The following is a 22758-nucleotide window of genomic DNA, read 5'->3' as shown; positions in this document are numbered from 1 at the left end:
TGTTTAATATTTTATGTCCCTAAAATTAATCACTAATCACTAATAATTAATCACTAAGTCCGAACTTCTTTCTGATAAATTCTGCGATAAACTTCTCTGTTTCTTCGATTCCCAGATGGCTGCTGTTGATGCAGAGGTCGTAGCTCTCGCTGTGTCCCCACTTCTTGCCTGTATAGTAATCGTAGTAAGATGCGCGCTGCTCCTCATGGCTTTCGATGAACTTGCGGGCGGAGGCTCTGTCAATGTCCTTTCGCTTGCACACTGCCTTGATGCGGTCGTCGAAGTTGGCGGTGATGAAGATATTGATCACATTCTTGTAATCACGCAGCACATAGTCGGCGGTTCTGCCCACAAACACGCAGTTGCCCTCATCGGCAGCCTTTCTGATGGCGTCGCTCTGGAACTTGTACAGACCTTCCTGCGAGAAGTCGTTGTGATAGAAATTGTTATCGCTCAGGAAGGGCAGATGGGTATGGAAGAGAGACTTGAAGAATCCCTTCTGCTCATCGTTCTGCTCGAAGAATTTCTCAGAGAATCCACTCTCCTTGGCGGCAAGATTCAGCAGCTCACGGTCGTAACATTTGCAACCGAAATCCTCCGCCAGCTTCTCGGCGATGATATGGCCGCCGCTACCTATCTGGCGACCTACGTTTATGATAATCTTTTCCATTTACTTTGAACTTTGAGATTTGAACATTGAACTTTATGATAAGCCTTTGTTACTTTGAACTTTGAGATTTGAACATTGAACTTTATGATTAGTAAAGCCGTTGAATTCTTCACTCTTCACTCTTCGTTCTTCACTTTCTCTATGTTGTCTTTTCAACTTGTTCATGTACCATGACATTACGATGGCAGCGATGACTGCGGCTGAGAAGTCGGAGATAGGCATACTGTACCATACACCATCAATGTCCCATATCATCGGCAGAAAAGCCAGGAGCGGCAGAAGGATGAGCAACTGTCTCGACAAGGAGAGGAAGATACTGATCTTCACCTTTCCGATGCACTGGAAGAAGTTGGTGATAACCATCTGGAACCCGATGACCGGGAAGCAGAACATCACTACTCTGATTGCCTTAATGCCCAAGTCTATCAGTTGCTTATCGGTAGTAAACATTCTCGCGCAGTAGTAAGACAGGAACATCGCTATCAGCCAGCCCGTTACCATAATGGCGGTGGCGGCAATGATGCTCAGGTTCAGTACGCGAATCAGTCGGTCCAGTTTCTGGGCTCCATAGTTGTATCCGGCTATAGGCTGCATTCCCTGGTTTACGCCGAATACGAACATCACGAACACCATTGCAATACCATTGGCTATTCCGTAGGCTCCCACGGAGAGGTCGCCTCCGAACCGTACCAGCTGGTTGTTGATGAAGATGACGATGATGCAGGCGCACACGTTCATCAGGAAAGGCGAAATGCCGATGGCAAGGATATTATCCACGAGTTTCCTCTTCAGTTTGTAGATGCCTTTCTTGAAGTGGAGCAGTTCATTCTTGTTTCTGAAGAGCTTGATTTGCCACATCAGCGCCATCAGCTGCGATAGGATGGTGGCGATGGCGGCACCCTGTATTCCCCATTTGAAAACGAGGATGAAGAGGGCATCGAGTATCACGTTCATCACAACCGTAAAGATGGTGGCAAACATCGCCTGCTTGGGTTTGCTCGCGGCTCGGAGCAGGGCATTCATACCGAAATACATGTGGCTCACCACATTGCCCAGCAGGATGATGACCATATACTCATGTGCATAGATGAGCGTCTGGTCGCTGGCTCCGAAGAATCTCAGGATAGGGTCGAGGAAGAGCAGGCAGATGATGCTTAGTCCGATACCGATGATGAGATTCAGAGAAATCGTATTACCCAGAATGTTTTGCGCTGTGGCATAATCTTTTTGTCCCAGCTTCACGCTGATGGCAGTAGACGCTCCTACGCCCACACCGGCTCCGAAGGCTGCGGTGAGGTTCATGAAGGGGAAGGTGATGGCGAGACCTGAGATGGCCATGGCTCCCACACCCTGACCGATGAATACTCGGTCAACGATGTTGTAGAGTGAGGCAGCGGTCATCGCAATCATCGCTGGCAAGGCATACTGAACGAGCAGCTTGCCCACCGGCTTGGTTCCTAATTCTAATGTCGCTTGTTTATTTTCCATTTATATCTGTTTTTTCCTCATAGCCGCTCGCCCAGCTTCTTTCAGAATGCAATTGCAGCGGCTACTTGTCTGCAAAAGTACAAAAAATATCTGATACCTTATTATATATATGAGAAAAACTTGCATTTCATGATAAAAAACTTCCCTTTTCCTTTGGTGTTTTCGTACAATTTCTGTACTTTTGCACTTCAGAATAAACAATTCAACTCATTAACAAATGCAATACAGAAATATTGCAGCAACAACAATAACAAACCGGACTACCGATATAATGATGAAAAAATTTTTGATGCTTTATGCATTTTTAATGACCGCTCTTTCTTTGTTTGCTCGCGAAGACAGGGTTAGCAATTTTGAGCAACTGATGCGGTTGCCCCGCATCGCCGAAACCGATATGGTGTCGTATCCGGGAGGCAAGTGTATGATGTATCGTCTTTATCTCAGAGACAAAGACCTCAATCACACTCCCTTTTCGGTAAGTCGCCCGGCAGATTTTCTCTCTCCCCGTTCCATTGAGCGCAGAAAGAGGCAGAATCTGCCCATCGATGTTACTGATTTGCCTATAGCTCCTGCTTATGAGCAGGCTGTAAGCGAGGCAGGCATCGAGATTGTGGGCAAGAGCAAGTGGAACAATACCCTGCTGGTCCGCATTCATAAGGAGAAGGAACTACGGAAACTGGATGATCTCGATTTCATCACCCGGAAGATGAAGGTCTTCTCTGCTCCCGATTCTGTCAGTCAGCGCATCAGAAGTACCGTTCGCAGGGAATTGAACGATTGGACTGGTGGAGTAGGCGAATATGGTGCTGCCGATGCGCAGATCAAGTCGCTCAACGGCAAGCGGCTGCATGGAACCGGACATTTGGGCAAAGGAATGATGATTGCTGTCTTCGACGGCGGATTCATGAATGTGGATAAGATTCCGGCGCTGCATAATATCAGATTGGCGGGCGTTAAGGACTTTGTGGTTCCTCAATCCAAGAATATTTTCGCCGAGATGGAGCATGGAACGATGGTGCTTTCTACGATGGCTGCCAACGAACCCGAAAGATTCGTGGGGGTGGCGCCTGAGGCTCAATATCTGCTGGTGCGCTGTGAAGATGAGCGCACAGAGAGTCTGGCAGAAGAGGATTACTGGGCTTTTGCGGCTGAATATGCTGACAGTTGTGGCGTGGATGTCATCAACTCTTCGTTAGGCTATCATGGCTTCGATGATGCGTCTACCAACCATCATTATTATGAGCAGGACGGTAATTCTACCCTCATCTCCCGCACCGCTTCGATGTGTGCTGACAAGGGAATCATCTGTGTCAATTCTGCAGGAAACGACGGAATGGGAAGTTGGAAGAAAATCAATTTCCCTGCCGATGCACGCAATATCCTTACCGTGGGCAGCGTAAACGAAATGGGCGAGAATGCGGCTTTCAGTGCTGTGGGACCTACTGTTGACGGCAGAATCAAGCCTGATGTGATGGCTTACGGAAGTCCTACCTGTGTGATTACGGGCCGTGGAAATATCATCAATGATAACGGAACGTCTTTCTCTTCTCCGCTCATCGCCGGAATGGTAGCGTGTCTCTGGCAGGCTTTGCCTCAGAAGACGGCTAAGCAGATTATGAAACTCGTGAGATTGGCTGGTAATAATCAGCATCATCCCGATAATGTATTCGGATATGGTGTGCCTGATTTCTGGAAGGCTTATCAGACGGGGAAAGCGATTAAGTAAGTGAAAAGTGAAGAACGAAGAGTGAAGAATTTAGAGTGAAGAGCAATATATGAAGCAAAGGTTATCTCTCTATGAATTAAACTCCATAGTCCGTGAGGTCATTTCGATGTCCTTGCCCGACAGCTATTGGGTGGAAGCGGAACTCTCCGAGGCTCGCGAGGGCTACGGCGGGCACTGCTATCTGGAACTCATCGAGAAGGATGAGCGGTCTAATACGCCCATTGCTAAGGCGCATGCCTCCTGCTGGCGAAACCGATGGATGTTCATCAAACCGAATTTCGAGCGCATCACCGGACAGCGCATTCATGCCGGTATGAAAGTGCTACTCAAGGTACACGCGCAGTTTCATGAGAACTATGGCTTCTCCTGGATAGTAGATGATATTGATCCTAACTATACGATGGGCGATATGGCGCGCAAGCGGCTGGAAATCATCAATACGCTGAAAGCAGAGGGCGTATTCGAACTGCAGAAGGAGTTGGCGCTCCCGATGTTCTGCCAGCGCATCGCCGTCATTTCCAGTGCTACGGCAGCAGGTTATGGTGATTTCTGCAACCAGCTTGCCGATAACGATTATGGTCTGCAGTTTCAAACCCGCCTCTTTCCGGCTACGATGCAGGGCGAGGGAGTAGAGCAGAGTGTGATAGCTGCCCTCGACAGTATCAATGCCGAATGGGAACAGTTTGACTGCGTAGTCATCATCCGAGGCGGTGGCGCTACGAGCGATCTCTCGGGTTTCGACACCCTGGCGCTTGCCGAGAATGTGGCAAACTTCCCGCTGCCTATCATCACGGGAATAGGACATGAAAGGGACGAGAGTGTGCTGGATATGATTTCTTTCCAGCGTGTAAAGACACCGACAGCCGCTGCTGCCTTCCTCGTCAACCATCTTACCGAGGTTTATGCCCGTGTAATGAATGCGCAAGAGGCTATCGTGCAGAATGTGAAGCACCGTCTGCAGGTGGAGAAGATGAGGCTCGACAGACTGAGCAACACGATTCCTGTCAAGTTTTCGCTGGTGAAGACGAAGCAGGGAGCCTATCTCGACCGTCTGATGAGCCGTTTAAACACGAATGTCCAGTCGAAACTATCGGAAGCCCAGCGCCATTTCGAGATTCTTTCTCAGAATATTCAGCCGATATTGGAAAGGAAGATGCTCAACGAGAGTCATCGTCTGCAGCTTCTTTCCCAGCGCATCCAGGCACAAGACCCCGAATTGTTGCTGAAACGTGGCTACAGCATTACGCTGAAAGATGGCAAAAGCATCCGCTCTGCCTCGCAACTGAAGTCTGGCGACATCATTGAAACGAGGTTGGCCGAGGGCAGCGTGAAGGCAAAAGTTGAATAAAACTCTGTTACCCCAAAGCAAAATAAAAATATGGAAAAAGAAGAAATGAAATACGAACAAGCCGTAAGAGAGCTTGAAGAAATCGTAGAAAGAATGGAGAATGATGAACTCGATATTGATCAGCTCTCCGAGCAGTTGAAACGTGCCAAAACCTTGGTGAAACTCTGTAAAGACAAACTCACCAAGACCGATGAGGAAATCAAGAAACTCCTCAGCGAGGATTGATTTTCTGAGTGGCGGGCCGATTTTTCTTTGATTCTTCATTGGATTCTATGGATTTTAAAGGGTTAATGTTTAGTTTTGCACACGGATCTCACGGATCTCACGGATTTCGGCTCCTTCGGAGTTTTGGCTGTGAGTCTTAGTGAGTACCGTTGCTTGCAACGAAGAAGATCCGTGAGATCTGTGAGATCCATGTGAGACTTCTCTTTCTGAATCACATTGCAAAGATACAACATTTCATTTTCCCAACTCACCGATGCTCACTGTTGCTCACCGATACTCACCGATTTCGACTTCTTTGGAGTTTTTCCATTAAGACCAAATGAGAATACCCGTTGCTTGCAACGAAAAAAATAAATCCGTGAGATCCGTGTGCGACTTAAATACTATCCGTAACCATGATACTTAGCCATCGTAACCATGATACTTAGCGGTCGTAACTATCTTGTTTACGGCCGGGGGGTAACTAGGGTGAGTAGGAAATCGATTTTTCTGGGAGCCTATATATATACTATATCTTTCCTATAGTAGACGAACCTTTACATAAGGAAACTCTTAGAAAGTACCCTCCCTTTACTTACCCTACCCACCCCTAGAAGGGCAGGTCGGGGGCGGTATCCTGCTGCGAATAGTCGTCCTCTGCCCTTGGCGATGAAGTCAGTGATGGGTGAACCCTGATGCCAACCTTTAGCGTTAATAATGTGTTAAAAACACTATATAACCCATTATAATATAGACTCTTATATTTCTAGCATGCGCTGTATATACAAAGTTCTTTTTATTAGGGTTCACCCCTGAGCCGAAAAGGTGAATGCTTGGGGCAAGTGTTCACCCCGCTGTTTACCATTCGGTAACTATCGACAAAGATACGACAAAAGGGCGATATAGAAATTCGGAATTTATCATATTGTAGTAAAAATTAAAAAAATAAAAAATAAATCTTTTAAAAAAGGGAACGATGAAAAAAAAATCCTTCTTTCTGTCGATGAGAAGTCTTGCTCTCCGAGTTTGTTCGTTTTACCAATTGGATTTTCACCCATTATACTAGCGAGGAGGTTCGCCTGAAGGTATGGATGGGTATTGGCCGGTGTTGTTCTGTCACACGAAGGAGAACGCCGATTACGGTTGGCATCCTTTTGGGGTACTCCCAAAAGAACTTGCCTGTCGGTGATTTGTTCCTCCGTAGTCGGATAATTAAGATGGAAAGAACATATAAAAAAGCATAAAAAGTTTCTGATTTTTCTCATAAATAAATTAGATTTTATATTTTTGTGCAAAATTAGAAACAATGACAGAACTATTGAGTATATTATATAAGCTGCGGATATTCACTTCGGATGAACTTTCTGAGGCTCTGAAAGGCAAGGTGAAATCGGTGGAAGCGTTGCTTGCTCGGTACAAGCAACAAGGGTGGATTGTGGCTATACGGCGCAATACCTATTGCATGAAGGATATTGCATCTGGCTTACCTGTTTGCGACAAGTATGAGATAGGAAGCCACTTGTCACATACAGCTTGCATCAGTTATCACACAGCATTGGAATTTCATGGATTGGCTCATCAACCCTTCAATGAGGTTTTTGTGAAAAGCATGCCTCGCTTCAATTCCTTTTCTTTCGACGATGTGGATTACACCTATTGCCGACAAACAAAGGAAATCGTTGGTATGATGACTCCCAAGGGAAACCCTTATGTACGAGTAACGGATATGGAGAGTACGTTGTTGGATTGCTTTGACCGTATCGACCGAGCTGGGGGCATTGAGGAATTGCTGCATTGCATGGAGGGTATCGTCTTGCTCAATGAGGAAAGGCTCATCGATTATCTTGCAAGGTACGACAAGGCATTCCTGTACCAGAAGACAGGCTATCTGTTGGAGCGAATCAAGGAACAAGCCAACATCTCAGAATCCCTCTTGGAGCTGTGCCGAGCCAAGGGAACCAAAAGCGTCAAGTGGTTGACTAACAACGAAGAGTCGGATACATTTGTAAATAAATGGCGCATGTATGTGCCGCAAGAACTAACATCAAAGGAAGAATATGAACTCATATAACAAACAAGCTCTTGACATCATCGCCAAGGAGCAAGGCTTTATTCGCGACAACCTCGAAAAGGTGATGCGATTGGTGGAGATACTTATTTCCATGACAGTCCTTTGCTGTCTAAATCTGCTGTTCGAGGATAAAGAGATGGTCAATAGAATCAAATTTCATCCTATGGTTTTGTGGAAGACAAGGAGTCGTTGAATGTTTTTCTGTAAATTTTGAAAAAAGTTGTTGTTTTGCTTAGTTTTTTGATTCCCTCAACTGTATATACAATATATTATAAAACAGAGAATAGGCTATGAGTAAATATCTGATAAGTTTGATTTTGCTTTCGGTGATAAGTATGGGCGTTTCTGCCCAACGTATCACTCGACAATATAATAATGTGTCATTTTCTGCGGCATTGAAGGATTTGAATGCTCGACAGGATAAGTATGTCATCAACTTTGTGTATGACGAGTTGGAGGATTTCAAGGTGACGAAGAGCATCAAAAATGAAAGTGTTCTAGATGCCATCATGAACTTGATAGGTTTTTACCCTATCAAGATGAAACAAGTGGATAATATTATCATTGTAGAATGTATTCAAAAGACTTCTAACAGAATGATGGGACGCATTGTAGACACTCACCATCAACCAGTCGATTTCGCCAATGTCGCTTTGCTCAATGTTAGTGATTCCAGTTTAGTCACGGGTGGTGTGACAAATGAGAATGGTCAGTTCGTAATTCCTTGCGAGGTGAAAAAGGCAATTGTGAAAGTAAGTTGTGTGGGCTACAAAACTTATTGTAATGCATATCGTACCGGTGAGGTTGGTGCCATAACCTTGGAGGATGCAACAATTAATCTGCAAAAAGTTATGATTAAAGGTCATCGCAAATATATATCAAGAGAAAACGGTAAACTTACGCTTGACGTTCAAAATTCCAATTTGAAAAATATTGGCAAGGCAACAGATGTTATCAAATATATTCCTGGGATGCTCTATACAAATGGAAAGTATGAGGTGTTTGGTAAGGGTGAGCCTGTCATCTATATAGATGGAAGAAAGCAGACTAATACTTCAGGGTTGTCACTTCTTTCTTCAACCAACGTGAAGTCTGTACAGCTCATAACAAACCCTGGGGTAGAATACGATGCAGAAACAAGGAGTGTCATAAACATCACTACCGTACACCATTCCTTGGATGGACTTTCTGGTATTGTGGGTGCGGAAATCTCCAAACATAAGAATTTGTCTAACAACGAGGAGGTCAACCTCAACATCCACAAGGGAGCTTTGGATGTATTCCTCGCATATCAATATGACAATACGAGAAGTGACATCAGATATGATGTTAACCAGTTCAATTACGAGCAAGATACATTTCATGAGATTTCTGCTTCTGAATATTCCGACCGCTCTCGCTCTCATGACTATAATGTTGGTATGAATTATGCCATAAACAAGAATCACACTATCGGCGGAAGATATTTGGGAAGCATCTCCAACTACAAGATGCTCGACTCTCCTTTCGACTATATGCAGACGTACAAGAATGATGAACTGCTGACATCTACAGACAATAAGACTGAAGAATCTGAAAAGGAAAGGTTTCACAATGTCAATCTGTATTATATCGGCAAACTAACAGACAACCTACAGCTCAACTTGGATGCCGACTATGTTTATGCTCAACTGAAACATAAGCAACAAGTGAGCGAGACAAGTAGAATAGATGCAGTCTCAGAAATCACGCATATGCGAAACGACCAGCGAAATCGTGCGACTGCACTCAAAGGGGTGTTTGCTTGGAACATGAATAAGAATGATAGGCTTGATTTCGGAACGGATTTCAGTAAAATCAGTTCATGGGGTATGTCTGTAAACGAAGAAGGGAAGATAGCCGATGACCAATTCAAGAATAAGGAAACCAAGTATGCAGGATTTGCCACCTTTAGTTTGTCTGCCTCCAAATGGAAAGGAAGCATCGGGCTTCGCTATGAGTACATTCATGCCATCAACACAGACCAAGGAGAAGTAAAGAACAAGACCAATTATTCGGACTTACTTCCATCCCTTTTTCTTTCCACTATGTTTGGGAGAGTGGGGATGAATCTTGATTTCAGTAGCAGGGTCACCCGTCCTTCGTTTCGTCAGTTGAACAACAGTGTGAGCTACAACAATCAATACCATTATGAGCAAGGCAACATTTATCTGAAACCGCAATACGTGTATGATACAGAACTTAGTGTGAATTATAGCATATTCGACTTCAAGTTGGATTATCAGTATATCAAGGATTACATCCATCCGACTGTCGTTGCTGTATCCGGCAAACCTGGAACGGTAACTTGGATGTCAACCAACGCCAAGGATTTCCAGCAACTAGGAGCGCAATGTGTTGTTTCACCTGTTTTTGGTTGTTGGCGACCGACTTTGACGGTGGGTGTCTATAAACCTTATTTCACGCTATCATACAATGGAGAGCAATTAGACTACAATCATCCATACGGTCTCTTCGCTTTCCAAAATGTAGTGGCACTAAGGAACGATTGGCTTTTTCGATGTGATTTCTTTTGGAACATTAAGGGACATCATGGCATCTACGAGCAAAACGGTTATTCGTCATTCAATATGATGGTACAGAAACAGTTACTTAAAAAGAAATTGACGATAACATTGAAAGCAGAGGACTTGTTTGATAGCTTGAAGTTGAATGATGTAAAGAGGGTTAATTTTGTGGTGCAGAACAGAAAGGTGAATAACTTCAATCGCTGCATCATAGCTTCCATTAGTTACAACTTCAATAGTTTCAAAGATAAATACAACGGAAGCGGTTCTGCTGAGGATGAGATTAATCGTTTTTAGAAAAGTATTGGTTTTCAAATCAACCTTTAAAATGCAATACCCAAATTCTGTGTGATGAATATCTCAGGATTTATTAACCGAGATGTTCATCCACAGAATTTTCACTTATCAATATCAATCGTTAAAAAACATACATTTTATTGTGTATCCAATAAATTGTTATATTTTTGCAAACGAAAAGAGTTGTTTGACAAGCAAACATATGCACATTGCAGAAATTAGAACCGTTGCTAAATTATTACCTCTATTGAGGTAAAACACTCATAAATCGCTCATTTTAAGCTACGTTGTCTCCTGCATAATACATTTCTCTCAATAGGCAAAAGCACCAACAACCCCATTATCGGCAGCCTTGGATTCTGTAATCAAGCCACTTGACAGGGCACGGTAGATAAGGTTCTCGAATCTGGTGCTGTGCTCGTCATCAATGATGCTTTTCTGTTATTCTTCTGCCAGTTCTTTCATCGCATCGTTTAATGTGTTGAAAAGAACGTTGATGTTTTCTTCTTCATTCTTGCATGCCTCCTTGAAGAGGGCTACAGGATCTTCGGTGCTGCTCTTGAGCGGAGTCTCGTTGAGCAGGATGTTGACATTGTTCAGCAACATGCCGTGAAGGGTAGGCATGTGGAGCTGGTGCTGTTCGCCCTCCTTGCTACCACATTTCAGTCCGGCGGCGTATGCCTTTACGATGATGCGGACCAGGAGATGGATGGCCATCGGCTCGTCGGCGAGGCTGATGAGAATGCCGTGGGTGTAATCGCGTATATGCTCTTCAAGAGTGGTAAACTTACCTTGAAGAAGCCAGGTGAAGTTACGCTTGTATTCTGATTCCATCGCCTTGTAAAGCTGGTTTGATTTGCAGGCTATGCGCAGGTAGTCGAGCATGGTTGGCTCAAAGGTCGGGTCAGCCTGTTTCATGCTGTCGAAATTCTTCTTCATGCGCTCGTTGGCTTCCTCGGCAGTCTTGTAGTTGAGGCGTACGAGGGTAGAGAACATGATGTCGAAGAAGTATTGGTTTACCTCGCCATAGTGCTCCAGCATCATCTGCTTGATCTGTTTCGGGTCGTTCTTCTTGCTGAAGTCATTGCCTTCGATGGTAGCATCGATGATGCCACGTGCGTAAGCTTCGAAGAAACCTCTTACAAATGCAGCTACTGCCTGATAACTGTTGATTCTTTTGCTCATTTCTTGTCTGTGTTTATTGGGCTGTTCCTGTTTGGGAATAACAGCTTCTTATTCAAAAGTCTTAAATTCATAACCCTGTTCCATGAGCCATTCTATGGCCTGAGGGAGCGCTGTCTTCAGCTTTTCAATGCTCTTCAGCGAGTCGTGGAAGGTGATGATGCTGCCATTGCGGGCATATCGCTTCACATTGTTCACCACATCTTCTGCCGTCATCCATTTGGAATAGTCGCGCGTCACCACATCCCACATGATGACTTTGTAAGTGCGGTGCAGCCACCAATACTCACTTGGTCGCATCCAGCCGTGAGGTGGACGGAAAAGATGGGCATGGATGATATCGTTCGCCTTATTGGTGTTGAGCACGTAGGAAATGACACGGTGCTTGAAGGCACCGATATGATTGAATGTATGGTTGCCTACCTGATGCCCCTCTGCCACAATCTGGTTGTAGAGGTCATGATTGCGCAATACATTCTCGCCTACCATAAAGAAAGTAGCCTTGATATTGTACTTTCTCAGGGTCTCTAAGATGAATGGAGTTGACTCTGGAATTGGACCGTCATCAAATGTAAGATAGACAGAATGGTCTTTCTTGTCCATTCTCCAGATGGCCTTTGGATATAACCATCTGAGCCATTTGGCTGGTTGCTCTATGAACATGGATAAAACAGGTTTATATGAATAATGAAAAGTTTGGTGTCGTGTTTCGCGACACCAAACTTTTTTCTATTTTTTACTGATTGCCTTCCGGCATTCTGCCACCTCTGCCATGATAGAGACGGTAGAGGTTGTTGAGCTGCTTCTCATACTTCTGCTCCAACTGTGGACTCACCATTCCGGCAGCCTCGCAGATGCTCTGCATGATCATAATCTGACGGATGCAATCGTGCTCTGACTGGAGGAAACGGTCGTTTGGCAGCGAGAGATAGTAGTTGAGGTATTGTGAAGCATTCTTCCATACCGCTTCTATATATTCCTTGCCCTTGGCTTTCTGACCGGTCATCAGCCAACCGCGAGCCATATCCAAGCCACCGCTCATGTAGTCGAGCGTAACATTGTAGGCAGGAATCTCGGTATCAGCCTTCTTCAGGATGTTGATAGCCTTCTGTTTCTTGCCTTCGGCGATGAGCTGGAGGGCTGTCTGGGCGAGCAGACGACGGTGGGTATAGCACATGCGCATGGTTGTCTCGTCGATGTAGAGTCCCTTCTGCTTCAGGTTGCCGAACTTGAATCGGGTCATGATGTTGTGATAAGCCTTCTCTGTATCGAAGTTCTTGGCACCTGGCTTGTTGGTGGTGAACGGAGTGATACGGTTCACAAGTCCCTCCTGTACGAAGTTGTCGCCGAGGTTCATATAGTTCTCTTCGCCTACGGTGAGTGCTACGTAGAGCGGACGGGTCCAGTTGCACTGTGCCAGCATTTCGAGCATCATGAGGTCGTTCTTGTAGAGTGCGCTCTTGCCGGCAAGCGAGATGACCATCTTGTCTGGAATAGAATCTGATGCCATCATCATGCCGCTCTTCTTTACAGCCTCCTTGTCGATGGTGACATAGAGGGTATCCGTAGGGATGAAGTGCATGTCAGGATTCTTGCTGCGTACCCAGTTCTTCAGGATGTTCTTGAGCTCGAACGGTTCGGCACCAAACTGCTTCTTGGCATTCTCTGGATCCTGCTTGTAGAAGTCGAGAATCTGCTTCTTTGCCTCAGGCTCAACAGATACATATTCGTTGGTACCTGAACAGTAGTCGAGACGTGGCCAGGTGATTGGCACAGATGGTGAGTTGTATGCAGGACGCCTCATCTGGTCGATATACCAGTCGGTCTGCAGGTAGCTCAGGTTACATACACGGGCATCAGTTCCTACGCCTTCTACCTCCTGGTTGTACCAGAGTGGGAAGGTATCGTTATCACCATTGGTAAAGATGATAGGGTTGCCCTTCTCCTGGAGCGACATCAGGTAGTTCTGACCGAAGTCACGGCAGGTGTAACGGTTTGAGCGGTCGTGATCATCCCAGGTCTGTGATGCCATCTGGATAGGTACGAGAAGTGTGATGACTGCTACGATGGCTGTTACGGCAGTACCGCTGAGTTTCATCTTGCGCTTCAGGATGTCGATGATGGCGAGTACGCCGAGACCGCACCAGATAGCGTATGCATAGAATGAGCCGGCATAAGCATAGTCACGCTCACGTGGCTGCATCGGTGTCTGATTCAGGTAGATGACGATGGCAAGACCTGTCATGAAGAACAGGAAGAATACAATCCAGAACTGCTGGATTCCGATAGGGAGGAGTACTTCCTCTTCCTTGCCGTTCTTCATTACCTTCTTCTTGCGGGTATACCAAGCCTGCCAGAAAAGTCCGACGAGACCGAGAATCAGCGGCATGCAATAGAATACATTGTGGCCCTTGTTCTCCTTCAGGTCGTCTGGCAATTTGCTCTGGTCGCCATATAGTGAATCATCGATGAATGAGAAACCGGTAATCCAGTTTCCGTGCTCTGGCTCACCATTGCCCTGGATGTCGTTCTGACGGCCGGCAAAGTTCCACATGAAGTAGCGCCAGTACATGAAGTTGCACTGATAGGAAAGGAAGAAGCGGATGTTGTCAAACTGTGACGGCATCTTTACCATCATACTCTCTCCGCAGCGGTCGTAAGGAATCTCTGTGCCTTCTACACCGCCCATCCAGTCTTCGTATGCCTGGGCATGAGCCGAACTGTACATACGAGGGAAGAGCATGTTCTGGGCATAGATATACTGATTCTTGTGACTTACTACGAAGTAAGAGTCCTTCTCATCAGCCGAAGCCTTCTCCTTGCGCTGGTAAACCGGTGCGCCTTCCTTCATGACAGGCTTGCACATGTTGCCGTCTACTTCGAGGGCTACCTGTGATGTATAAGCCTGTCCATAGAACAGAGGACGGTCACCATACTGGTCGCGGCTCAGATAACTTCCCAGGGTAAAGATGTCCTCAGGAGAGTTCTGGTCCATAGGAGGGTTAGCAGAAGAACGGATCACGATGAGTGCGTAGCTGGAATAACCAATCATCAGCATCAGCATGCAGAGCAAGGCTGTATTCTTGACGCGTGCAGAGATGAGCGGCAGAAGCTGCATCTTCTTCTTGGCGATGCCTGTAGATTCATCAACGCCTGTTACTACTTCCTGCTTGCGCTTGTAGCCGAGTACGAACCAGAGGATAACCAGCACGATGATGCCGGTGATGGCAGCTGTCCAGCCATATCCGTAGAATGGGATGCCGAGCATGCCGAAGCCGAGAACGAAGGCGATATTCTGCTTCTTCTCGTTCTTCTCAGAAGCATGGCAGGTTTCGTAGATACCCCAGATGACAGAAGCTACAAGACAAATGATGTATACGATTTCACCGGTATTGAACGGACAGCCGAGGGTGTTGACAAAGAACAGCTCAAACCAGCCGCCTACGGTGATGATACCTGGAACCACACCATACAGTACGGCTACCACTACGAGGAATGAAAGGAACAGCGCCAGGATCGAGCCCTTGAGGTTGGCATGTGGCACCTTCTTGTAGTAATAAACCAATACGATGGCTGGAATACAGAGCAGGTTGAGCAGGTGGACACCGATACTCAAACCGGTCATATAGGCGATGAGCACAAGCCAACGGTCGCTATGAGGCTCGTCAGCATGGTCTTCCCACTTCAGAATGAGCCAGAATACCACAGCGGTAAAGGCAGAAGAGAACGCATAAACCTCACCCTCGACAGCTGAGAACCAGAAGGTATCGCTGAAGGTGTAGATGAGTGCGCCCACCATACCGGATGCCTCGATGGCAATCAGCTTACTGGTGGTCAGTTCTTTCCAGTCGCTGATGACGAGTCGGCGAGCCAGGTGGGTGATGGTCCAGAAGAGGAACATGATACAGACGGCGCTCAGCAGGGCGCTCATCGTATTTACCATCTTGGCTACCTGGGTAGTGTCGCTGGCGAAATGTGTGAAGAAATTGCCTAAAAGCATGAAGAATGGTGCCCCTGGTGGGTGACCGATCTCCTGCTTGTAAGCAGTCGTAATAAACTCAGGACAGTCCCAGAAACTGGCTGTCGGTTCAATTGTGGAACAATAAGTGAACGCCGCAATGATGAATGCGACCCATCCGAAGATATTGTCCACTAATCTGTACTGTTTCATTATTGTTTAAACTTTAATGTATTATATTTCTTTCTGAATGCTTTCTCTGTTTCAGAGTGCTTTCTCTGTGCCTTTCTAGGAAGGCACATTTCAGTTGCAAAGATAATAAAAAGATGAGATAATATGGATTTTTGCACCTGTTTTTTAGGCATTATTATATAATAAGCCTATACATTTAAGAAATGCTCTTCCAGTTTCTCTCTCGGCATATCGGCCGTATCGTGGTAGTGGAGATGATGATTTACGCAGGCGATATGCTTTACGTTATTGAGCACTTCGGCTACATCATGACTTACGATGATAATGGCGCACTCCCGGTTGATCTGTTCCAGCATCTCGTACATCTGCTTCTGGGAGCGGCGGTCGATATAGGTGTTGGGCTCATCCAGTATTACTACATCGGGTTTGGAAACAATGGCGCGGGCGAGGAGTACTCGCTGAAGTTGCCCGCCGCTCAAGGCTGCGATATGGCGGTCTTTCAACTCTGTGAGCTGCATCTGTTCCAGACAGTCGAGAACCTGCTGGTGCTGTGCCTGTGTGTATCTCGAAAAGAGACTTTTGGTCTTGCTGAGTCCTGAGAGTACCACTTCATAAACGGAGATAGGGAACTGTTTGTCGAGATGATTGTATTGGGGCAGATATCCCATACTGATTTCCCTTACTTCCTCCCCGTCTTTATAAAAGCGGATGCTGCCGTCTGTGGGTTTCATCAGTCCCAGGATGAGGCGCATGAGGGTTGTCTTGCCACCACCGTTGGGACCGATGATGCCAAGATAATCGTCTTTGTAGACGGTGAGGTTGATATCGTGGAGCACATCCTTGCCTTCGTAACCAGCCGAAAGATGCTCTATCTCTATTAACTTTGAACTTTGAACTTTGAACATAGAACTTTTATGATTAGTTGTTGTTCTTTATTTTCCTACCACAATTTTCTTGCCCTGTACCGCCAGAGATACTTCTTTCATTGCATTGGCCCAATCTGCCTGCAATGGGTTGATATCCATCGCCTTGGTATGGCTTTCCTTGATGAATGTCGTGGTGTTGCGGTTGGCAAATTCAGCCTGTATGAGACAGTATCTGATTTTTTCCTTCCTGGCTCTTTCGATGAGACTCTTGAGCTGGGCGGCGCTTGGCTCCCTGCCTTCTTCCTCGATGGCAAGCTGCTCCAACTGGTAATCGCGGGCGAAGTAGGTGAGGATAGGGTGATAGATGACGAACTTGCGAACCATCTCCGGATTATCCTTGAAACTCTTTCTGATGATGCTATCCTGCCTGTCGATGCTGCAGAGCAACTGCTGATAGTTTTTCTGGAAGAAAGTCTTGTTTTCCGGTTCCAGTTGGCAGAGTGCCTTGAAGATGTTGCTGGAGATGATGCGGGCGTTTTTGCAACTCATCCATACATGCGGGTCGGTATTGCCGCCTGGTGTCTTGGCGGGCGTGATGCCTGTGGAGGTATCTATCACCTTCATGTCAGGAGCGTTGTCCTGCAGCTTCTTCATCCAGGTCTGTTCGAAACCGATGCAGCCCACTTTCAGATAGAGGGCACTCCTGGAGAGTTCCATCATCTGCTGGGCATAAGGCTCGTAAGTTTCTGGATTGTTGCCGTTGGATACCATCACGTTGACATCCACCTTATCTCCGGCAATCTTATTAACGAAAAACTTGTAGGGAGGGATAGTTACGGTAACAGCAGGTTTGCCATCGCTGTTGGCGACAGATTCCTTTCCGTTACTTTCTGCTGTGTTACCTTTCTGCTGGCTGCCTTTACAGCCCGTGAAAACCACACATAATATAATAAGGTATAAATACTTTCTCATAAGCAGTCAATCTATATGAATCAATTCTTTGTTTTCTTTCTTATGATGCTGACTTAAAAGATGAAACTCAGTCCGTAAACCAGCAGAACATATCTCAACATCTTTCCGATGGTGATGCTGATGACAGAAATCACGATGTTGGCTCTCGTCAGTCCCAAAACGATGGTGATGGCACTTCCCAACAGGGGCAGGAAGGCGAAGAATCCCATCCAGGCTCCTCTGTCGGCCATGAAATGCTGAGCCTTGTCAAGACTCTCTTTCTTTACATGCAGATATTTCTCTATCCATTCCAACTTGCCCATCCGTCCTACGCCATAGTTGAACATAGAACCGAGCACATTGCCGATGCTTCCATACAGTACGAGCTGGATAGGTTCCAGTCCGGCAGCCTGTAAGCCCGACATCACCACCTCGCTGCTGAAGGGAACGAAACTGCCGGCAAGGAAGGCTGATACCAGCATGCCCCAGTAGCCCCAGCTCATTAAGAAATCTATTATCCAACTCATAGTAATATGCTCTCTGGTACGAGTATGTTGTAAGCCATGATAAGTACCAGCATGATGAGCAGCAGGATGAAGGAGATGTTGGTAAACTTACCTCTGGTGAATGTGATGAAATGGGCGATAAGCGGTGCTGTATTCACAATCAGGATGCCGCCCAGTTCCTGTATATGTCGAGGCTGGAGGACGATGAAGATGATGCAGGCAACCGATATCATGATAAACGTTTCGTAGATCATGCGGGTGCGTATCTTGTCGCCGTAGCTGGTGCGTATGAAGTGGATGGAACCGATGATGGTGAGCAGGGTAACGAAACTCAGGTTCAGTACCTGATGGTCGGTAACCTGCGAATAATCAAAGAGTTCGCTGTAGTTGATGAATTCGCAGTAGTGGTCAGCCAGACCCTGTATGTTGTCGGTATAGAAAAAATAACCGGCTGCAAACCAATAGGGCACGATGAGACCTACCAGGGATGCAAAGAATGTCTTTACGCTAAACGAGAGGGTAAACACCATCATCATGATCCATAGGATAGGCATGAAATAGCCTATCTGCACGAAAACCATTGATGCCAGACCGATGCAGGCAAAGGCGTAGAAAGTCCAGCCTGTTGAGCGTTTATCCTGGTAGCAATTCCAGATAATGAGATAAAAGGCGATGAAACACATCGTCACAATACTGCTTTTTAAAGAGAGTTGGGGGAGTCCTGCCATCGTCAGTAATGCCAGAAAACTGCAAGATACCATTCGGCTGTAGGTACGCATCAGGGCATTACGGTTGTTCAGTTCCACCATCAGCAGGGTACACATGGCTGTGAAAGCAAATTCTACCCAGATATTGGATACCAATAAACCTACTGCAACCCAAACCAGCGTGGCAAGGGTTGCAGTAATAGGTAAAGAGTAGCGGCTAGCCGCTACTTTATTTTGAAAAGTTTTCTTTCTTAACATCTAATTCAATGTTGAATGTTGAATGTTGAATGTTAAGTGTTGAATGTTGAATTAGGCTAGCGCCCTTGAGTCCGTTAGGCAATTCAACATTCAACATTCAACATTCAACATTAAAAAACTAAAGGTCCTGTCCGATATCAGAACGGAAGTACTTGTCGGTGAACTGGATCTTCTGTGCCTCAGCAAAGCTCTTCTTCAAGGCTTCTTCCTTGTTCTTGCCGTAGCTGCTTACGCAGATGACACGACCACCGTTGGTTACTACCTGACCATCCTTCATGGCTGTACCGGAGTGGAATACTACCGAACCTTCTACATCGTCGATGCCCTGGATAGGATAACCCTTCTTGTAAGCCTCAGGATAACCGCCGCTTACGAGCATCACGCAGACTGCTGCACGCTCATCAAACTCGATGCTGCGCTTGTCCAAATCGCCTGCTGCTACACCTTCGAAGAGATCCACGATGTCGCTCTTCAGGCGGAGCATCACGCTCTCTGTCTCTGGATCACCCATACGGCAGTTGTACTCGATGACCATAGGCTCGCCTTCAACGTTGATCAGACCGAAGAAGATGAATCCCTTATAGTCGATATTCTCCTCAGCAAGTCCTTCTACTGTAGGACGGATGATGCGCTCGTCAACCTTCTGCATCCACTCCTTGGTAGCGAATGGTACAGGGGTAACGCTACCCATACCGCCAGTGTTCAGACCGGTATCGTGCTCGCCGATGCGCTTGTAATCCTTCGCCTCAGGCAGAATCTTGTAGTTCTTGCCGTCTGTCAATACGAATACAGAGCACTCAATGCCACTGAGGAATTCCTCGATGACTACGCGTGCAGAAGCGTTGCCGAACATACCGCCGAGCATCTCCTTGAACTCTTTCTTAGCCTCTTCCAGGGTAGGGAGGATAAGAACGCCCTTACCGGCGCACAAACCGTCAGCCTTCAATACATAAGGAGCCTTCAGTGTCTCCAGGAATTTCAAGCCTTCCTCTACGTGCTCGCCGTCGAAAGTCTCATACTGGGCAGTAGGGATGTTGTGGCGTTTCATGAACTTCTTGGCGAAGTCCTTGCTGCCTTCCAGTACGGCGCCAGCCTTTGATGGACCGATGACAGGGATGTTCTGGGTGCGAGGATCGTTCTTGAAGTCATCGTAAACACCCTTTACCAATGGGTCTTCCGGACCAACTACTACCATATCAACGCCATTTTCTACAGTGAAGTTCTTGAGCGCCTCAAAGTCGTCTGCCTTGATATCTACGTTCTCGCCGACATTCTGTGTACCGGCATTACCAGGAGCGATGAAAAGTTTCTCACACTTCTCGCTCTGAGCGATTTTCCATGCTAAGGCGTGCTCGCGGCCACCGCCTCCTAACAATAAAATTTTCATTTGCTGTAAGTTATTGTTTGTTATTTGATGTAGAAGTAAACTCCCCTTTTCGGGGGATGTTTACTCCTAGATATTTACTTGAGATAATCGAAGAAATAATTGCTGATGCGCTCATGCAGATGAGTGCTCTGATGACCTCTCATGTTGTGAGGCTCGCCAGGATAGACGAAGAAGTCTGGCTGGGTGCCTGCTGCGATGCAAGCCTTGAGGAAGGTGAGGCAGTGCTGTGGCACTACAGTCACATCGTTCAAACCCTGGATAATCTGCAGCTTGCCCTTCAGGTTCTTTGCCTGATAGAGCAGGGAGGTCTTTTTGTAACCCTCTGGGTTGGTCTGTGGGGTGTCCATATAGCGCTCGCCATACATCACCTCGTACCAGTGCCAGTCGATTACCGGGCCGCCTGCTACGCCTACCTTGAACACATCAGGGTGGTTGGTCATCAGTGAGATGGTCATGAATCCGCCGAAGCTCCAGCCGTGAACGCCAATCTTGTCAGCATCTACGTAAGGAAGCGTCTTCAGATATTCCACACCCTTCATCTGGTCTTGCATCTCAATCTGTCCGAGCTGACGGAAGGTAGCCTGCTCGAAAGCCTTGCCACGATTCTCGCTTCCACGGTTGTCGAGAATGAAGAGCAGATAGCCCTTTTCTGCCATGTAGGTTTCCCAACCCCGGCTAGAGTAGTTCCAGCGGGCATCTACGTTGTGGGCATGAGGTCCACCATATACATATATAATGGTAGGATACTTCTTGTTTGGATCGAAGTTTACCGGTTTCACCATTCTCCAGTAGAGGTCTGTTTCGCCATCGGCTGCCTTGATGGTACCGCAGCTGTACTCAGGTACATTGTAGCCCTTCCAAGGGTTCTCGGCAGTGAAGTAAGCGGTGCGCTTGCCGTTCTCGGTATTCACGAGGGCAATCTTGCGAGGAACGGTAGGAGTAGAGTAGTTGTCGAAGACATACTGTCCGTTCTCGCTCAAAGTGGCGCTGTGCCATCCCTTGCCGCAATCATCTACCAGCGTACGCTTGCCGGTTTTTGTATCTACGGCAAAGATGTTTCTCTGGATAGGCGATTTCTCGTTGGATGCGATGATGATACTCTTGCGCTTGCTGTTGAAACCGAGCACTTCCATCACTTCCCATTTGCCGGAAGTCAACTGCCGGATTGAAAGTGAAGAGTGAAGAGTGGAGAGTGAAGAATTCTCTTGCTTTTCTGATGAAGATTTGGCATTTGAATTCTTCGTTTTTCGTTCTTCGTTCTTCACTTCACAGAGATAGAGATGGTTGTAACCATCCTTGCGGGACTGCATGATGAAACTGCTGCTGTCCCAAGGCAGGAACTGGATAGGATGACATGGTTCTACATATTTCTCATCGGTCTCGCGATAGAGTTCGCCTGTCTTCTCGCCGGTTTCTGCATTGTAGGCAGTCAGACGGCAGTCGTTCTGGTCGCGGTTCAGTTCGAACATATAGATGGTCTTGCTGTCCGGACTCCATGCGATGTTGGTGAAGTAGCGGTCGGTTGGGTCGCCAGCCTTCAGATAGACGGTCTTGCCGGTCATGCAGTCGAACACGCCTACGGTTACCTTGTGTGATGTCTCGCCAGTCATCGGATACTTGTCTGGTGCAGGCTTTGCGCAGCAGGTCTGGGTTTCAGGATGATTGAAGTAATCAATCTCCGGGATGTCGACCTGCGGATAGTCGGTTACCATACTCTGGTCCATACGATAGAAGGCGAGCAGTTCGCCGTTCGGACTCCAGAAGGTTCCCTTGCTGATGCCGAACTCATCGCGGTGAACACTCTGTCCATAAACAATTTCGCGGCTTCCGTCCTTTGAGAGTTGGAAATCGTGAGATTTCTTTTCTTTTGTCAGGGCGTTGCTGGTTACATCGAAGGTACGCACATAGAGGTTGCTGCCCTTCAGATAGGCGAAGGCGTTCTGCTGGGCGTTGGCCTCCAGGAGGTTCTCGCCGTCAGCAAAATCCATCTCGCTCAGCAGCTTATGCTTCTTGAAGTCTACGGTATAAGTCTTGCTGCCGTTGCTTACCATCACGATGCTCTTGCCAGCAAAAGGGAAGAGAGCATTGTAGAGGGCTCTTACCTTGATGTCTTTGGTAGGAGCAATCCACTGGTTGATGTCATTGATGCCGAAGAGTTTGGTCTCCTTGCCTGTCGTCTTGTTGACGAGATAGCAGGCATCCACATCCTGGCGAACGAGTTCATTGCCCCACCAGGTGCACCAGCGGTTCTTAGCCACCATGTTACGATAGTTGTTGCCGCCGAAGTTCAGGTCTTCCAATGTAAAGGTTTTCTCGCCTTTCTGAGCAGGAACCACGCCCTGAGCCTGTAAGTCGGTTGCATTCATAGCCATCATGATCATAGCAGCAAAAGATAATTTAT

At 46.7% G+C, this 22758-nt stretch carries 17 protein-coding genes; 6 read left to right on the top strand and 11 right to left on the bottom strand.

Translation table 11 applies throughout. The features are described from left to right. Positions 1-46 precede the first annotated feature (46 nt). Positions 47-670 carry a cytidylate kinase-like family protein gene (locus tag RCO84_RS09700; protein ID WP_287863140.1) on the bottom strand — a complete coding sequence of 208 codons (624 nt, stop codon included), beginning with the start codon at positions 668-670 and terminating at the stop codon, positions 47-49. A 33-nt stretch (positions 671-703) separates the two neighbouring features. Beyond that, the gene (locus RCO84_RS09695) at positions 704-2158 is read right to left on the bottom strand and encodes an MATE family efflux transporter (protein WP_287863143.1); all 1455 of its coding nucleotides are present in this window, start codon (positions 2156-2158) and stop codon (positions 704-706) included. A gap of 271 nt (positions 2159-2429) precedes the next feature. On the opposite strand from RCO84_RS09695, the gene RCO84_RS09690 reads away from it, so the two are divergent. The 6 genes from RCO84_RS09690 to RCO84_RS09665 all read left to right on the top strand — a co-directional run bounded on the left by RCO84_RS09690 (position 2430) and on the right by RCO84_RS09665 (position 10350). Then, entirely contained in the window at positions 2430-3884 is a 1455-nt protein-coding gene (locus tag RCO84_RS09690; protein ID WP_373690123.1) for a S8 family peptidase, read from the top strand. A gap of 49 nt (positions 3885-3933) precedes the next feature. Then, positions 3934-5232, top strand: coding sequence for an exodeoxyribonuclease VII large subunit (gene xseA / locus RCO84_RS09685; RefSeq protein WP_317584909.1), 1299 nt, complete (start codon positions 3934-3936; stop codon positions 5230-5232). Between the two features lie 30 nt (positions 5233-5262). Further along, the gene (gene xseB, locus RCO84_RS09680) at positions 5263-5457 is read left to right on the top strand and encodes an exodeoxyribonuclease VII small subunit (protein ID WP_006847759.1); all 195 of its coding nucleotides are present in this window, start codon (positions 5263-5265) and stop codon (positions 5455-5457) included. A 1285-nt stretch (positions 5458-6742) separates the two neighbouring features. After that, on the top strand, positions 6743-7507 hold the full coding sequence (locus RCO84_RS09675; protein ID WP_317584907.1) for a type IV toxin-antitoxin system AbiEi family antitoxin domain-containing protein: 765 nt from the start codon (positions 6743-6745) through the stop codon (positions 7505-7507). Next, positions 7494-7700: a hypothetical protein gene (locus RCO84_RS09670; protein WP_287798329.1), complete on the top strand. Its 207-nt coding sequence runs from the start codon at positions 7494-7496 to the stop codon at positions 7698-7700. Before RCO84_RS09675 ends, RCO84_RS09670 begins: the two co-directional genes overlap by 14 nt. A gap of 97 nt (positions 7701-7797) precedes the next feature. Beyond that, a complete protein-coding gene (locus tag RCO84_RS09665) occupies positions 7798-10350 on the top strand; it encodes an outer membrane beta-barrel family protein (RefSeq protein ID WP_317584904.1) in 2553 nt (850 codons plus the stop codon). Positions 10351-10791: 441 nt separating this feature from the next. Here the strand turns inward: RCO84_RS09665 and RCO84_RS09660 are convergent, their stop codons facing one another. The 9 genes from RCO84_RS09660 to RCO84_RS09620 all read right to left on the bottom strand — a co-directional run bounded on the left by RCO84_RS09660 (position 10792) and on the right by RCO84_RS09620 (position 22723). Next, positions 10792-11535, bottom strand: coding sequence for a hypothetical protein (locus tag RCO84_RS09660; protein ID WP_287851809.1), 744 nt, complete (start codon positions 11533-11535; stop codon positions 10792-10794). A 48-nt stretch (positions 11536-11583) separates the two neighbouring features. After that, positions 11584-12195 (bottom strand): polysaccharide deacetylase family protein, encoded by a 612-nt coding sequence (locus RCO84_RS09655; protein ID WP_117694445.1) that lies wholly within the window; start codon positions 12193-12195, stop codon positions 11584-11586. A gap of 73 nt (positions 12196-12268) precedes the next feature. Continuing rightward, complete coding sequence (locus RCO84_RS09650; RefSeq protein ID WP_288575427.1) at positions 12269-15703, bottom strand: glycosyltransferase family 117 protein; 3435 nt, start codon at positions 15701-15703, stop codon at positions 12269-12271. Between the two features lie 167 nt (positions 15704-15870). Next, the gene (locus RCO84_RS09645; protein ID WP_317584900.1) at positions 15871-16587 is read right to left on the bottom strand and encodes a metal ABC transporter ATP-binding protein; all 717 of its coding nucleotides are present in this window, start codon (positions 16585-16587) and stop codon (positions 15871-15873) included. Between the two features lie 27 nt (positions 16588-16614). Further along, positions 16615-17520 carry a metal ABC transporter solute-binding protein, Zn/Mn family gene (locus RCO84_RS09640; protein ID WP_317584899.1) on the bottom strand — a complete coding sequence of 302 codons (906 nt, stop codon included), beginning with the start codon at positions 17518-17520 and terminating at the stop codon, positions 16615-16617. Positions 17521-17573: 53 nt separating this feature from the next. Beyond that, positions 17574-18026 carry a YqaA family protein gene (locus tag RCO84_RS09635; protein WP_264953405.1) on the bottom strand — a complete coding sequence of 151 codons (453 nt, stop codon included), beginning with the start codon at positions 18024-18026 and terminating at the stop codon, positions 17574-17576. After that, positions 18023-18970: a hypothetical protein gene (locus RCO84_RS09630; protein WP_317584897.1), complete on the bottom strand. Its 948-nt coding sequence runs from the start codon at positions 18968-18970 to the stop codon at positions 18023-18025. The genes RCO84_RS09635 and RCO84_RS09630 overlap by 4 nt, the downstream gene beginning before the upstream one ends. 118 nt (positions 18971-19088) lie before the next feature. Further along, entirely contained in the window at positions 19089-20357 is a 1269-nt protein-coding gene (gene purD, locus RCO84_RS09625; RefSeq protein ID WP_006847735.1) for a phosphoribosylamine--glycine ligase, read from the bottom strand. A 74-nt stretch (positions 20358-20431) separates the two neighbouring features. Further along, on the bottom strand, positions 20432-22723 hold the full coding sequence (locus RCO84_RS09620; RefSeq protein ID WP_373690150.1) for a S9 family peptidase: 2292 nt from the start codon (positions 22721-22723) through the stop codon (positions 20432-20434). Positions 22724-22758: the final 35 nt, after the last annotated feature.

This window comes from Segatella copri (assembly GCF_949820605.1).
Lineage (GTDB): Bacteria > Bacteroidota > Bacteroidia > Bacteroidales > Bacteroidaceae > Prevotella.
Note: the sequence above shows the minus strand (reverse complement) of the source record. Positions and strands in the feature narration are given on the sequence as shown.

What these genes read in the sequence shown, in the direction of transcription:
- RCO84_RS09700 (WP_287863140.1), bottom strand. Translation starts at nt 670, where the DNA reads ATGGAAAAGATTATCATAAACGTAGGTCGCCAGATAGGTAGCGGCGGC.
- RCO84_RS09695 (WP_287863143.1), bottom strand. Translation starts at nt 2,158, where the DNA reads ATGGAAAATAAACAAGCGACATTAGAATTAGGAACCAAGCCGGTGGGC.
- RCO84_RS09690 (WP_373690123.1), top strand. Translation starts at nt 2,430, where the DNA reads ATGATGAAAAAATTTTTGATGCTTTATGCATTTTTAATGACCGCTCTT.
- xseA (WP_317584909.1), top strand. Translation starts at nt 3,934, where the DNA reads ATGAAGCAAAGGTTATCTCTCTATGAATTAAACTCCATAGTCCGTGAG.
- xseB (WP_006847759.1), top strand. Translation starts at nt 5,263, where the DNA reads ATGGAAAAAGAAGAAATGAAATACGAACAAGCCGTAAGAGAGCTTGAA.
- RCO84_RS09675 (WP_317584907.1), top strand. Translation starts at nt 6,743, where the DNA reads ATGACAGAACTATTGAGTATATTATATAAGCTGCGGATATTCACTTCG.
- RCO84_RS09670 (WP_287798329.1), top strand. Translation starts at nt 7,494, where the DNA reads ATGAACTCATATAACAAACAAGCTCTTGACATCATCGCCAAGGAGCAA.
- RCO84_RS09665 (WP_317584904.1), top strand. Translation starts at nt 7,798, where the DNA reads ATGAGTAAATATCTGATAAGTTTGATTTTGCTTTCGGTGATAAGTATG.
- RCO84_RS09660 (WP_287851809.1), bottom strand. Translation starts at nt 11,535, where the DNA reads ATGAGCAAAAGAATCAACAGTTATCAGGCAGTAGCTGCATTTGTAAGA.
- RCO84_RS09655 (WP_117694445.1), bottom strand. Translation starts at nt 12,195, where the DNA reads ATGTTCATAGAGCAACCAGCCAAATGGCTCAGATGGTTATATCCAAAG.
- RCO84_RS09650 (WP_288575427.1), bottom strand. Translation starts at nt 15,703, where the DNA reads ATGAAACAGTACAGATTAGTGGACAATATCTTCGGATGGGTCGCATTC.
- RCO84_RS09645 (WP_317584900.1), bottom strand. Translation starts at nt 16,587, where the DNA reads ATGTTCAAAGTTCAAAGTTCAAAGTTAATAGAGATAGAGCATCTTTCG.
- RCO84_RS09640 (WP_317584899.1), bottom strand. Translation starts at nt 17,520, where the DNA reads ATGAGAAAGTATTTATACCTTATTATATTATGTGTGGTTTTCACGGGC.
- RCO84_RS09635 (WP_264953405.1), bottom strand. Translation starts at nt 18,026, where the DNA reads ATGAGTTGGATAATAGATTTCTTAATGAGCTGGGGCTACTGGGGCATG.
- RCO84_RS09630 (WP_317584897.1), bottom strand. Translation starts at nt 18,970, where the DNA reads ATGTTAAGAAAGAAAACTTTTCAAAATAAAGTAGCGGCTAGCCGCTAC.
- purD (WP_006847735.1), bottom strand. Translation starts at nt 20,357, where the DNA reads ATGAAAATTTTATTGTTAGGAGGCGGTGGCCGCGAGCACGCCTTAGCA.
- RCO84_RS09620 (WP_373690150.1), bottom strand. Translation starts at nt 22,723, where the DNA reads ATGAATGCAACCGACTTACAGGCTCAGGGCGTGGTTCCTGCTCAGAAA.